Source organism: Aeromonas sp. ZOR0001, assembly GCF_000801015.1.
In the GTDB taxonomy this organism is placed as follows: domain Bacteria; phylum Pseudomonadota; class Gammaproteobacteria; order Enterobacterales; family Aeromonadaceae; genus Aeromonas; species Aeromonas veronii.
On sequence record NZ_JRJY01000134.1, the window covers coordinates 1 to 11,367 of the forward strand.

The window sequence follows — 11,367 nt, forward strand, 5'->3', positions numbered from 1 at the left end:
GAAATGCTAGTTGAAAATGTGTAAACCTATTTCAGGACTAGACAGCCCGATAACACGCAGAGGCTGCGTGGCAAAAAGGGGAGGGCAGAGGGTTGCGCAGTGCCGGTTAAGTTGTGATATTGAGGCATCTTTAGTACAGAAGGGTAATAACGATGGAAGCTGCGTTTTGGCATCAGCGTTGGGAAGAGAACCGGATTGGCTTTCATCAGGCTGACTTCAACCACTGGCTGCAATCCTGGTGGTCAGCCCAGCAAGCGGACGAGCCGGTGCTGGTTCCCCTGTGTGGCAAGTCCCGCGACATGCTCTGGCTGAGCGCTCAGGGCCATCCGGTCGACGGTTTCGAGCTATCGAGCCTTGCCGTCAGCCAGTTCTTCAGTGAAAACCAGCTCGCCGCGACCGCCAGCGCCTTGAGGTCGACCCGGTGATCCTCCGGACTCACCACCAGAAACAGCCGCTCGCTTTTCGGATCGCGCAAAAAGAGGTTCTTGGTCTTGGCGGCGGGCAGGTCTGGCAGCAACTTGCTCGCCTCCTCACAGGTAAACACCGGGGGATGGTCAAAGCGCTGGTAGGGGATAGCCAGCTGATCCAGCAGGGAATAGATTGCCACAAAGACTCCTTTTGTCGGCGAAGAGTGGTCAGAACGGGATGGGCGGGAATAACGACCGGATCGAGCTTACCAGTTTGACTCCCGCCTCGCAGCCAGCGTGATGATTGCGAGCTGGCACTGTATGAACGTACAATAGTCCCATTCTCGGACAGCCCCTTTACGCTTCATGACTGCAACCCAGCCCACCGTACCCGCCACTCCGCCCCTCGACGGTTTTATCCTGACCCGCCACGGTCGGGACGTGCGCGGCCGCAACGGGCTGCCTGCAACCACCGAAATCGTGATGTGGCTCTGGAGCGCGCAGGGGCCGGTGCGGCTGGTGGTGCCGGGGCAGGAGCCGGTGTTCTTCCTGCCGCAGAGCCATATGGCAGAAGCCGCCGAGCTGTTCAAAGGCGCCGGGGTGAGCGGGCGGTTTCGCCGCCTGCCGATGCACACCTTCGACGGTCGCCCAGTGGTGGGCTGCTATTTCGCTACCCTGAGCGCCTTTCACCGCGCCATCGAGCTGCTGCTTATTCGCGGGCTGGAGCACTTCGAGGCGGATATCCGGCTGCCGGAGCGCTTCCTGATGGAGCGTTTCATCACCGCTGGTGTGCGCTTCGATGGCCGGGCGGTAAAAAAGGGGGGCAAGCAGGGCTACTGGGAGGTCAACGAGGCACGCTGCGCGCCGCAGGCGGTGACGCCAACCCTCTCCTGGGTGTCGCTCGACGTGGAGTGCGCCATGGACGGGGCCCTCTTCTCGGTCGGTCTTTACAGCGAACAGGATGCACGGGTCATCATGATCGGCACCCCGGAAGCGGATGCCGAGAGCTGGGGCACTCAGGTCCAGTGGGTAGAGGACGAGAGCGCCCTGCTGAGTGCGCTGGAGAGCTGGTTCAGTCTGCATGACCCCGATCTGGTCATCGGCTGGAACGTGGTTAATTTTGATTTTCGCCTGCTGCTACGCCGCGCCGAGCTTAACAAGCGGCGACTGCGGCTCGGGCGGGGGCGCGAGCTTTGCTTCTGGCGCTCGTCACGGGGCGATCCCCAAACCGGCAACGTCATCATTCCCGGACGCATGGTGCTCGATGGCATCGATACCCTGAAAAGCGCCACCTGGCAGTTTGCCAGCTACAGCCTGGATGCGGTGGCGAGCGAACTGCTCGGCCGTGGCAAGGATATCGAGGATGTGGCCAATCGGGGGGAGAAGATCACCGAGCTGTTCCACTCCGACAAGGAGGCGCTGGCCCGCTACAACCTGGAAGATTGCAAGCTGGTGTGGGAGATCTTCGACTACTGTCACCTCATCCCTTTTGCCATCGAGCGCGCCTCCCTCACCGGTCTTGAGCTGGACAGGGTGGGGGGCTCGGTGGCGGCCTTTACCAACCTCTATCTGCCGCGGCTCCATCGTGGCGGCTACGTGGCCCCCAATTTGCCAGCCGACGGGGGGCTCGCAAGCCCCGGCGGTTATGTGATGGACTCCAAACCCGGTCTCTATCGCCACGTGCTGGTGCTCGATTTCAAGAGCCTCTACCCCAGCATCATCCGCACCTTTTGCATCGACCCCATGGGACTTATCGAGGGGCTGCAGCATCCCGAGCACGCTATTCCGGGCTTTCGCGGCGCCATGTTCTCCCGCGAGCGGCACTTCTTGCCGGATCTCATCGCTACCTTGTGGGCGGCGCGGGATCGGGCCAAGGCCGCCAGCAACAAGGCGCTCTCCCAGGCCATCAAGATCATCATGAACTCCTTCTACGGGGTGCTGGGTTCGGGGGGCTGCCGTTTCTATGATCCGCGCCTAGCCTCGTCCATTACCCTGCGTGGCCACAGCATCATGCAGCAGACCCGCGAGTGGATTGAGGCTAAGGGGTTCGAGGTGATCTATGGCGACACCGATTCCACCTTTGTCCATCTGGGGCGCGAGACCAGCTCGGATGAGGCGGACGAGATTGGCCAGCGACTGGCTCAAATGATCAACGATAACTGGGCTGCACTGATCAGGCGCGAGTTCGACCTGCCGAGTTATCTCGAGATCCAGTACGAGACCCACTATCGCCGCTTTCTTATGCCTACCATCCGCGGGCTGGAGAAGGGGAGCAAGAAGCGCTATGCGGGGCTGGTTGGCAAGGCCAGTGAGGGGAGTGAACAGCTGGTGTTCAAGGGGCTCGAATCGGTGCGCACCGACTGGACCATGCTGGCCAAGCAGTTCCAGACCCGCCTCTATGAGCTGGTGTTTCACGATGAAGATCCCAGCGGTTATGTGCGCACCATGGTCGATGAGACCCGCGCCGGTCGTCACGACGATCTGCTTATCTACCGCAAACGGCTGCGCCAGAAGCTCGAGGAGTATCAGAAGAATGTACCGCCCCATGTGCGAGCGGCGCGGCTGGCCGATGAGGAGAACCTGCGCCGCGGTCTGCCCCAGCGCTATCAGCATCGGGGCGCCATCGCCTATCTGATGACCCTCAATGGCCCCGAGCCGCTGGAGTACCGGCGCAGCGCCATCGATTACGAGCACTATATCGACAAGCAGTTGCGACCCATTGCCGACGCCATCCTGCCCTTTATCGGCGAGTCGTTCGACCGGATCTGTGGTCAGCAGCTGGATCTTTTCTGATTGGTGCAAGTTGGCACTTTACTTCCCATGAATACTGGATAAAAATACAGTTATAAATCATGGAGAAGTTTCCTATGCGTCTTGAAATCATCATCGACAGAAAACATCAGATCCCGACCTCGACCATGGAGGCGCTGCGTCAGGAGCTGCTCAAGCAGCTTGGCGAAAAATTCCCCGACATCCATGTGCGGGTCGCGCCGGGCAGCGCCATGGCCCTGACCGTCAGCCGTGCCAGCAAGGAAGACAAAGAGCTGGCCGAAGCCATGGTGCAGGAGGTGTGGGAGAACGCCGACAGCTGGATGCCGGAAGAGAACGTCGCCTCCTGATCCCGCACTGTCAGTGGATAACTCGGGCGTTGGATAAATGGGTTGCTGATAAACGGGCATGCCCGCGAATGATCCGCTGATCCCCGGACAACAAAAAACGCAGCCAAGTGGCTGCGTTTTTTTGTTGGTGATGAGAGGCTCGCGGTGGTTTCTGGCTCTGGTTGAGCCAGGCCCGTTACAACCCCGCCCAGCTTTTCAGGCTCTGCTGCTGCACCCGGCGATTGGCTTCGCGGATCTCCCCTTTGGCGCGCAGGTCGGCCAGCGCAATGGGCAGTGCGGCGCGGATCTCGTCACTGCTCATTCCGGCTTTGAGGGCCGGGTGATAGGCCATCTTGAGCAGCACATAGTCCAGCCCGGTCAAAAAGCTGTCGATGCTGTTGTCATTGAAGATGGAGGGAAACACCTTGTCCGAGTCGTTGGGCAGCCCCATCACCTGGGTGAACTCCTCCACCACGCAGTCGAGAAAGCGTCCCTTGGCCCGGCTGTAGTCTACCGGAATGATGATGGTGGCACGGCTGATCTCGTGTTTCGCATTGGTTGCGAAGTTGGCAAGGCAGAGCCCCTCCTTGAGCGCCATCTTGACCGATGGATCGCCCCCCATGGTGCGGTTGGCCCAGCTCTTCATCTTGCTGTAGTCGGTCATGATCAGGGTGAGGTTGGGCTTTGCGGCCACCATGCTGATGGAGTGGCCGGTGATGCGGGCCAGATGGGCCGCCTGTACCTTCACCACGTCGGCCTGCAGCGGCTTGTCACCCGACTCGTTGATAAGTTGCAGCCGGATCGGCTGCTGCCAGCGGGCAAAACGGGTCTGCCTGGCTTCGCCATACTCCCGCTCCATGGCGATGGCCATAAAGCTCTCGACCAGATAGCTGTCGCTCTGCCAGCGCTCATCGGCACGGGCGCTGTGGCCCGCGAGCAGAAGCAGCAGGGCCAGCAGCCCACGTGACGCGCGGCGGGGATAGTCAGCGCGGCCCAAGCTGGTCATTACCAAAGTGGCAATAAAGCGGGTGGCACTAAAGGGGGTTGCGGCAAATGACATGTTTCCTCCCTGAAACGGTTGTCAGCCTAGCGGTTGGCCTTGTCGATATCGCGCCAAGTGAGCCAGAGCCTGAGATCAAACTCCAGTTGATGATAGTCGGGCTCCATGTGCTGGCAGAGCTGGTAGAAGCTCTTGTTGTGATCCTTCTCTTTGATATGGGCCAGCTCGTGCACCACGATCATTTTCAGGAACGGGGGCGGCGCCTCCTTGAACAGGGCGGCGATGCGGATCTCGTTCTTGGCCTTGAGCTTGCTGCCCTGCACCCGGCTGACGTAGGTGTGCAGGCCGAGGGCATCCTTGATCACGTTGATCTTGCCATCGAACACCACCTTTGACAGGGGCGCCGAGCTCTTGAGGTAGCGGTTCTTCAGCTCCATGGTGTAGGCGAGCAGCGCCTTGTCGCTCTGGATCTGGTGGCTCTCCGGATAGCGTTTGGCCAGCATCTCCCCCAGCTTGCCTGCCGCAATCAGCTGCTGTACCTGTGCCTTGAGGGGGTCGGGATAGCCGCCCAGATAAGTCAGTTCCGCCATGGTGTCACTCGTTACATCAAAAAGAGCGTCATTGTAGTTATCTCGGGCGGTCTCTTCAAACGCTCAGGCCCTGCTCAAACCGAAGGCGGTTAATCGGTCATTTTTATAGCTGTTCACTGGGGTACCTCGGGTGATTAGTTTGGTTGGCGCCTCCAATTCTCTGGGAATGCCCAGAGTGAATAACCTACAGAGAGGTCAGATCTAGGGAACTGGGGGCGATTCAGCATGACTCGTTCGTATGGATAGGTGTGCCTCTGCCTGTCATAAACGTACCCAATTGCAAACATTGCGACAGCGAGGCGCACGGCAAGGTGACGTCCCGCCATTCGCCCGATAACACGCAGAGGCTGCGCGGCAAAAAGGGAAGGGCAGAGGGTTGCGCGGTGCCGGTTAAGTTGTGATATTGAGGAATCTTTAGTACAGAAGGGTAATAACGATGGAAGCTGCGTTTTGGCATCAGCGTTGGGAAGAGAACCGAATTGGCTTTCATCAGGCGGACTTCAACCACTGGCTGCAATCCTGGTGGTCGGCCCAGCAAGCGGACGAGCCGGTGCTGGTTCCCCTGTGCGGCAAGTCTCGCGATATGCTCTGGCTGAGCGCTCAGGGCCATCCGGTCGACGGTTTCGAGCTATCTAGCCTTGCCGTCAGCCAGTTCTTCAGTGAAAACCAGCTCGCCGCAACCGTGAGCGAGGTGGGCCCTTATCAGTGTCATCAAGTGGACAGCCTGCGCATTTTTCAGGGGGATTTTTTCGCCGCCCCCAGTCTGGGTCGCCGTTACCGGCTGGTCTATGACCGCGCGGCGCTGATCGCCCTGCCGACCGCGATGCGCCGCCAGTATGCAGCCCTGATCAGTTCGCTGGTCGAGACCGGTGGCCAGATCCTGCTGGTGACCCTCGAATATCAGCCTGAGCAGCAGAGTCAGCCCCCCTTCTCGGTGGGAGAGATGGAGGTGCGAGCCCTGTTCGAGCGCGATTTTCGTATCGAGGTGCTGGGGCGCGCCGCCGAGGTGGATCACCCGCGGGTGCTGTCGGGTCAGCTCTCCTACTTCGATGAGGTAGCCTACCGGCTGGTTCGCCGTGGCTAACGGGCAGCTAACGGGCGCCAAAAGGGTGATCTGCGCCGACAAATTATCGGGTTGCAAGCTCTTCGCTACCTCCTTTGACGTAGATCAACGTGACTGGCGGGGGGAGTGCCTAATATGAGGCTGTTTCTCAATCACTGTTGGCATTGCAAAGCGAGTATCGGGTCTTTCCCGCTTGCTGATCAGCAACTCAGTGTCTGATTTTCACGCTCATGTTCACTTTTGGCGGCTTTGGTCGCAATTGTTATGGTTTTTCCAGCCGACCCTGATGGGTCGGCTTTTTATTGCCTGCGATTTGCCGTGGGCAGGAAAAACGGGGGATGTCTAGGCCTGATCAGGCCTCGAAGGTGGCGGCATTGAGCCGAAATGCCCGTGGATCGTCGATAAACTGGCCGGTGATCCGCTCGTCATGTTCGTGCCCGTGACCATAGCTGCAGAGGATCAGCCGATCGGAGGTGCGCGAACGCAACTGGGTGATAAAGCGCACCAGATCGGCGCGGCTCAACTTGCCCACCTCGTCGCAGACTCTTTCGCGCTGATCAAACCCCAGATCCTTGTTGCCGATGCTGACCCACAGCCGCTGGCCGCGACTGCGCAGGTTGGCATCCCGCTCGCTCAGCTGGGCTTGCAGCCCCGCCTTGCTCTCTTGCCACTGCTGTTCGGTGAATTCAAGCATGGCGAGCGGGAAGAGGTCGATAAACTCCTCCACCGCATCGAGCAGGATCTGCGGCCCCGCCACCGGCGACTGGATATAGAAGATCAGCCCCGGGTGGCGATTGAGGGGCAGGTTGCCGGCGCCCACCACATACCCCAGTTGCTGGCGGGTGCGCAGCTCGTGGAAGAAGGTGGAGGACATGATGTGGTTCGCCAGAGTGAAGCAGGCGAGATCCCGCGCCCGGGTGGTGCGGGACTGGTAGTAGACCAGGAGCGCCGAGTCTTCGTGATCGCAACCCTGCTCGCGAATAAGGGTACCTCTGTCCTGAATGGAGATGAGCGGGCGGCGGGTCTCGCCGCTCGGCTTGCTGCTGGTGCCATTGATATCGCTCAGGTGACGCTCCATCAGGGCGGCAAGCTCCAGCGCTTCGGCGGCAGTCCAGTCGCCGTGTACCAGCGCCTCGACATGCACCTCGCCAAACAGCTGGGCCACGAAGCCGGGCATCTCCTCCAGCTCGACGGTGCGCAGGTGGCGCAGCAACTGCTCGAACGGCGGGTTGTTAGGTTGCAGCAAACTGGTGAGCTGGTTAAAGAGCTGGGAGATGGGGCGCGCCTTGGACTGGTTGTCCCAGTTGCGGATGAGCTGCTCCTTGATTTCGGCGAAGCGACCCGGATCCGGATACCCCAGGGTGCGGTTGCCGAGGATCATGTCGAGCAACAGCGGCTGCTTGTCGGCAAAACCGCTCAGGTTGATGGTAAAGCCCCCCTGATGGGCATAGATCTGGTAGCCCAGCCCCGCCAGCTCCGCCGGATAGGTGAGGGCGTTGAGGTGGTCGGCCAACAGCTCCACGGCGAGGCGTGCCATGGCGATATTGCGCGGATTTTTGACCGCATGTTCGCTGTCGATGGAGATGTAGAGATTGCCCTTGGGCACGCTGAACAGGTGCTCATGGAGGTGCCAGAGGCGAAAACCGGGGCGATCGATAAGACAGGCGGGCATGTCGGCGGCAAGCTCGGGCGTACGCGGATCGAGCCTACTGCTGATAAAGGGGTTGGGCTTGGGTAGCGCCAGCGCCGAGTCCGGCTCGCTTTGCTGCCAGCGAATTTTCTCGGCCTCGGTAATGGTCGTCACGCTGTAGGGGGTTTGATACCAGCGGGCCAGCCGATCGGTCGCCACTTCCGGCGCAGTGATGGTGATACGCAAATTGTGCGGGGTGAGCTTGGCGAGGAAGCGGCGGATCAGCCCCTCGTCATATTCGCGCATCATGTAGTCGCCGTAGAGCAGATCCTCTGGTTTGTAGCTAAAGAGGTTGAGCACCAGCCCCGACACCGTATCGAGGGGGCGGCCGCGCTCCTGAAAACGGAACGCCGATTCGAGCACGGTCCGTTTTTCGTCGTAGCGCCAGCTCTGCAGCCCTTCGCGGCTAATCAGTTTCAGATAGCCAAACAGGGCGGCGAGGATGTCGTCCACATGCTCAAGGCCCAGAGGGGTGAGGCCGAAGTTGACGCCAAAATCCTTGAAGTTGGCGCCGCTGATGCCACCGCCTGCCGAGAGCTGGTTGACCCAGCCTTTTGCCTTGAGCAGAGAGAGCAGGCTGCCATCCCCCTCGTAGCCAATCAGATGGCTCAGGAAGGTGAGGGGCTTTTTGTCGTAAAACTCGTCCACATTGGGTAGGGGGAAGCAGAGCGAAAGCTTGCGGGTCTCCTTGACCGGATTGATGTGGATGCGTACGCCGAGATCGTCGAGCCGGTAGAGTGGCATGGTGAGGGTCGGGGTTCCCAAATTGCGATTCAAAATGGGAGCAAAGTAGCGACAGCACCACTGCAACTGGGTATCGATGGATTCCGGCGAGATCATCACCAGCGCCATGCGATCCGCGCTGTAGTGGCTTTCGTAAAAACGGATAAGGTCGGAGCGCAGATCCCGTCCCGGCAGATCGGCCAGGGTATCGAGGTTGCCCACCGAGAACTTGGAGAAGGGGTGCGCCGGGTTGACCGTCTCTTTATGCACTTGATAGCTGCGGCGCATGTCGTCCTGCAGCTTGAGGCGATACTCGGAGTCGACCGCGTTGCGCTCCTTGTCCACCCACTCCGGATCAAAGGTGGGGCAGATAAAGAACTGGGAGAAGCGATCCAGCCCCGCTTCGAAGAAGCCGTTGTCGATCTCGAAGAAGAAGTTGGTGAACTCGGTGCCGGTCCAGGCGTTGTTGCTGCCGCCATGACGGCTCATAAATTGCTGGTACTCACCAGGCTTGGGGTAGGTGCAGGTGCCGAGAAACAGCATGTGCTCGAGAAAATGGGCCATTCCCTGCCGGTCGGCGGGGTCGTCAAAATGGCCGGTATTGACCGCCAGTGAGGCGGCGGATTTGTCGGTGTCGGGATCACAAATCAACAAGACCCTGAGCCGGTTGGCCAGCTCCAGAAAATGGTATTGCCGATGGTCATTGGGACTGGCATATGGGCTCATTGGCGTGTGACTCACGTTGGATTTATTTGAATTTAAACATGATTATCGACCCCGCTATCCCGTCAGGCAAACCCTTTTCTGAGAGGTAGCGCAATTGTTTCCACACCCGTGGCGGGGTAAGATCCCCCGGCTATCAAAACAGGCCCGTTGGGCGAGGTTGTAATGAAGATCTATATCATGCGTCATGGCCAGGCTGGCATGAATGCGAAAACAGATGAACAGCGTCCATTGACCGAGCAGGGTATTGAAGAGTCTATCCAGATGGCCCGCTGGCTGGCGCCTCAGCTGATTGGCCCGCTGGATCGGGTGATCCACAGCAACTATCTGCGGGCACGCCAGACCTGGCAAGCCATATGCAGTGAATTACCTGACGCAGCAGCCGTTGAAGAGAGTGGCGACATTACCCCGTACGGTGATCCCGCTTTCGTGGCCAGCTACCTCACCACTCTGGCTGAACAACATGACCAGATCCTGATGGTCAGCCATCTGCCGCTGGTGGGTTATCTGGTGCAAAGCCTCTGCCCGGCAGCAGGAGCACCCATGTTCGCCACCTCGGGGATCGCTTGTATCGAGTGGCACGATGGCAAAGGAGCCTTGCTCTGGCTCGAAGGGCCGCATACAATAGGCTAAAAGTTAATAAAAAGTTATAGATTGAATTTTTTGGGAAGAGATGGGCGAGTTTTCCGGATTTTTATAAATACTTTACGGAATTAATTCGCAGAAGCTGCTGTCATACGGATACAACTGCAAGAGGTTGCAAACGATGAGAGTGTTCAAGAAGTACCTGCCACTGATGGTGGCAAAGCATGTCAAAACCTTCTTTAAAGGTCGGATTTACATCCATGGTCGGGGGCGGTTTGATTTCCAATCCGGTTTGTTGCTGATGCCGAATCCGGCGGATATTCCCCATCGCCAGACAGTCACCGAGGTCAACGAGCTGATCTCCAGACTGCACATGGATGCCGCGTGATGCGCTTCTGAACCTGTTTCTGCACTGATATGCCCGCACTTTTGCGGGCATATTTGTTTCTGGCGACTGGCGTTCACCATGTGGCTGTTCAGGCCCACACCTTTGTTTCTCTTCCATCGCCCCCTATACTGGCCCGCTGTTGTCTCTTCGGTCTGGATCCTCTCATGCCCCTTGCCTTTCTGTTTCCCTTCTCCTGCATTGCCATCTGGGCTGGCAATGGCATCGTCAGCAAACTGGCGGTTGGTGTTTTGTCTCCCGCAGCCTTGGCTTGGTCGCGCTGGGTGGTGGCTGCTCTGGTATTAAGTCCGTTTCTAGCCCGTCGGGTATGGCGTGCGCGTGCCCGTCTGTGCGCTGGCCTTTGGCAGATCGCCATGCTGGCCTCGCTGGGCATGGTGCTCAACCAGACTTTTGGTTACTACGCGGCGCAAACGCTGGGAGCCACCGAGATGGGGTTGATGATGGGGCTGACGCCGCTGCTGACCGTGTTGTTCAGCATCTGGCTGCTGCGCGAGCGACCCACCTGGGGCGCCGTGCTGGGGGCGCTGCTCTCCATCCTTGGCTTGTCTATCTTGCTGGGGCAGGGGGATCCGACTCGGCTGTTTACCCAAGGCATTCATATCGGCTCTGTCTATATGCTGATCTCGGCCGGTACTTATGCCCTTTACAGCGTGCTGCTCAAGAAGTGGGATCTGGGGCTCGATAACTGGTCGTTGCTCTACGGTCAGGTGATCTGCAGTGTGGTGATCCTGACCCCCTTCTTTTTGCTGGTGGATGGCCAGTGGCCGGATGGCCGAGCCCTGTGGCTGATCCTCTATGCCGGTATCCCCACCTCGGCGCTCTCACCCTGGCTCTGGATGCAGGGTATCGCCCTGCTCGGTGCCAACCGTACCGCCATCTTTATGAACCTGCTGCCGGTGATGACGGCTGGCCTTGCTATCACTCTGCTGGGTGAGCGGTTGACCAGCTATCACCTGATCGGGGGCGGTCTGACCCTGCTGGGGGTTTTGCTGGCACAGTTGCTGGTGCGTCCGGTGGTGATGGGTCGCCGCCGGGTTATAGTGGTCAACTAAATCCGGACACTTGGTTAGGCCGTTCTTCGG

The 11,367-nt window shown here is 59.2% G+C and carries 9 protein-coding genes and 2 pseudogenes; 7 read left to right on the plus strand and 4 right to left on the minus strand.

Features of this window, described 5'->3' with window-relative positions:
- Nucleotides 1-152 precede the first annotated feature (152 nt).
- Nucleotides 153-407 (plus strand): annotated as a pseudogene (locus tag L972_RS21050) (thiopurine S-methyltransferase); the annotation flags it as partial.
- Here L972_RS21050 and L972_RS16730 read toward each other — a convergent pair.
- Nucleotides 392-607, minus strand: a pseudogene (locus L972_RS16730) (YbaK/EbsC family protein); the annotation flags it as partial. The pseudogenes L972_RS21050 and L972_RS16730 overlap by 16 nt on opposite strands.
- 166 nt (nucleotides 608-773) lie before the next feature.
- On the opposite strand from L972_RS16730, the gene L972_RS16735 reads away from it, so the two are divergent.
- On the plus strand, nucleotides 774-3,200 hold the full coding sequence (locus L972_RS16735; RefSeq protein ID WP_047439691.1) for a DNA polymerase II: 2,427 nt from the start codon (nucleotides 774-776) through the stop codon (nucleotides 3,198-3,200).
- A gap of 74 nt (nucleotides 3,201-3,274) precedes the next feature.
- Nucleotides 3,275-3,526: a DinI family protein gene (locus L972_RS16740; protein WP_005352362.1), complete on the plus strand. Its 252-nt coding sequence runs from the start codon at nucleotides 3,275-3,277 to the stop codon at nucleotides 3,524-3,526.
- 175 nt (nucleotides 3,527-3,701) lie between these two features.
- Here L972_RS16740 and L972_RS16745 read toward each other — a convergent pair whose 3' ends face one another.
- Together L972_RS16745 and L972_RS16750 are read right to left on the minus strand one after the other, a co-directional pair.
- Complete coding sequence (locus tag L972_RS16745) at nucleotides 3,702-4,565, minus strand: DUF2927 domain-containing protein (RefSeq protein ID WP_047439694.1); 864 nt, start codon at nucleotides 4,563-4,565, stop codon at nucleotides 3,702-3,704.
- 26 nt (nucleotides 4,566-4,591) lie between these two features.
- The gene (locus L972_RS16750) at nucleotides 4,592-5,095 is read right to left on the minus strand and encodes a M48 family metallopeptidase (protein WP_005333421.1); all 504 of its coding nucleotides are present in this window, start codon (nucleotides 5,093-5,095) and stop codon (nucleotides 4,592-4,594) included.
- A 436-nt stretch (nucleotides 5,096-5,531) separates the two neighbouring features.
- On the opposite strand from L972_RS16750, the gene L972_RS16755 reads away from it, so the two are divergent.
- Nucleotides 5,532-6,179 carry a thiopurine S-methyltransferase gene (locus tag L972_RS16755; RefSeq protein WP_005337003.1) on the plus strand — a complete coding sequence of 216 codons (648 nt, stop codon included), beginning with the start codon at nucleotides 5,532-5,534 and terminating at the stop codon, nucleotides 6,177-6,179.
- A 331-nt stretch (nucleotides 6,180-6,510) separates the two neighbouring features.
- Here the strand turns inward: L972_RS16755 and L972_RS16760 are convergent, their stop codons facing one another.
- The gene (locus L972_RS16760) at nucleotides 6,511-9,297 is read right to left on the minus strand and encodes an insulinase family protein (RefSeq protein ID WP_047439698.1); all 2,787 of its coding nucleotides are present in this window, start codon (nucleotides 9,295-9,297) and stop codon (nucleotides 6,511-6,513) included.
- Nucleotides 9,298-9,459: 162 nt separating this feature from the next.
- Here L972_RS16760 and sixA point away from each other — a divergent pair, with 162 nt between their 5' ends.
- From sixA to L972_RS16775, 3 genes are all read left to right on the plus strand, one after another.
- Nucleotides 9,460-9,927 (plus strand): phosphohistidine phosphatase SixA, encoded by a 468-nt coding sequence (gene sixA / locus L972_RS16765; RefSeq protein ID WP_021230584.1) that lies wholly within the window; start codon nucleotides 9,460-9,462, stop codon nucleotides 9,925-9,927.
- A 133-nt stretch (nucleotides 9,928-10,060) separates the two neighbouring features.
- Entirely contained in the window at nucleotides 10,061-10,267 is a 207-nt protein-coding gene (locus L972_RS16770) for a DUF1107 domain-containing protein (RefSeq protein ID WP_005336998.1), read from the plus strand.
- A gap of 164 nt (nucleotides 10,268-10,431) precedes the next feature.
- Complete coding sequence (locus tag L972_RS16775) at nucleotides 10,432-11,337, plus strand: DMT family transporter (RefSeq protein ID WP_047439701.1); 906 nt, start codon at nucleotides 10,432-10,434, stop codon at nucleotides 11,335-11,337.
- The last annotated feature ends 30 nt before the right edge of the window (nucleotides 11,338-11,367 follow it).